This window comes from Candidatus Neomarinimicrobiota bacterium (assembly GCA_034716895.1).
Classification (GTDB): Bacteria; Fidelibacterota; UBA8477; order UBA8477; family JABMPR01; genus JABMPR01.
Genome location: JAYEKW010000240.1, coordinates 1 through 1,574 on the forward strand (window position 1 = coordinate 1; position 1,574 = coordinate 1,574).

2 protein-coding genes are annotated in these 1,574 nt (G+C 42.9%); one reads left to right on the top strand and one right to left on the bottom strand.

From position 1 onward, the window contains the following. Positions 1 to 199: hypothetical protein (locus U9Q77_13215; GenBank protein ID MEA3288315.1), on the top strand; the 199-nt coding region annotated here is incomplete at its 5' end. An 8-nt stretch (positions 200 to 207) separates the two neighbouring features. Here the strand turns inward: U9Q77_13215 and U9Q77_13220 are convergent. Further along, positions 208 to 1,574 (bottom strand): IS1634 family transposase (locus tag U9Q77_13220; protein ID MEA3288316.1); only part of this gene is annotated, 1,367 nt, incomplete at its 5' end.

Sequence of the window (1,574 nt, forward strand, 5' to 3'; positions counted from 1 at the left end):
AAATGATTGTCCACCCATTTTCTTCAAGCCAATCCAAAATATTTTTAGTAACTTTTTCTTCTCTCACTACGCATCCCTCCACAAAGAACCATCAGGAAATAAAATCGCATCAGCAAAATATGAAAAAACTCTAACCCAGGTTTACCACAGATGTTCTGTAAGTGTTGTAATAACAGTCCAGTCATTAATTTTATGGTGACTACAGCTTTAGTTTTTAGTTTTCTTCATCGCAAGCGGGGTAAGTTTAATTTTTAAAGCGTTGTAGATACTTCTGTGGAATAGTTCAGGATCAGAGCACTGACGAATGTGTATTCTTTGTCCATCCTCAGTATTGAAGGAAGTCGTTACCAAAGCGTGAGTTGACAATAATTCACGGATGTTCTGCCACCTCAGATGGATCCCTTCAGCTTCCAGGCTGACTCGAATTGAGTTGAGTAAATGATAAGCTAACAGGGTTATAAACATATGTCCGTCTGAGCGTTGCTCCTTCTGATGAAAGACGGGTCGTAGTTTTAAATCATCCTTCAAACATCTAAACCCTTCTTCAACTTTGGTTAACATGACATAGGTCTTCCAAAGTGCTGCTTCATTTAAATCTTTACGACTGCTTCTCAAAAAATATGAGCCGGAGAACCTGTCTGTTTCAGCTTCCTGCTGCTTGAACTTCCAGGTGATTGAAGTGACGACGCCATCCTTCTGTTTGATATCTATACTGTAAAATCTTGCGATAGCTGAGTTGCGCTGCTTCAAGCGACCAATCCGCTCCATGATTTTTTCAGCCTTTTTAACCCCGCCCTTCTTCATCAATGAAGCACTGATTAACTCTATCCCGGCCTCAAAACGATGCTGGTATTGAAGCTGCATGGCATTCTCTTTGGCCAGACGCTTTAAACTCTTGCAGTACAGGATGTTTTCATCTTCACGCTCAATTAAGCAAACCTCAACCTTCTCATGAGCTGTCTCCTTAATGGTTGTAAGCTTATTGAGGTCAATCTCCGCCATGGTTACCGGCTTGTTACGAGCTACTACAATGTAATCATATCCGTTTGATCTGAGTAATTCTAGATTTGACTCAATAGCGATACCGGCATCCAGCACCACAGTAATACCGCGCGGCTTTATCTCTGCTGGTTTACTCTCCAAGTTCTGATCCAAGCCCGAATCTGACCCCAATTTTACTTCCTCTGCCTGGAGTGCCTGGATCATTCCCAGCAGTGTCTTGCCCTCACTAACATTACCGGCAAGCAGTTTACTCACCCGGGGAAAGCCCTGGCTGTCAACTACCATTCCTAATGTAAGCAGGGGGCAATCATAACGCTTCTCCTTGGACCAGCCACGTTTGGCTTTAGGGTTGCTCTGTGCCTGTCCCTCGAAATAGGTATTGGTTAAATCATATAGCAGGATTTTATCATTGGAAGAAAATAAGTCCCGTTCTCTCTGATACAGGTGTTTCTCAAGCTCATCCTTTACTGATAGAAGGGAATCAGATATACGGTATAAGGCGTTGTTTGAAAGTAAGTTTGGATCCATATCCGTAAGCTCACACAGGCCACTGACATTCCTGGCCCAGCTGC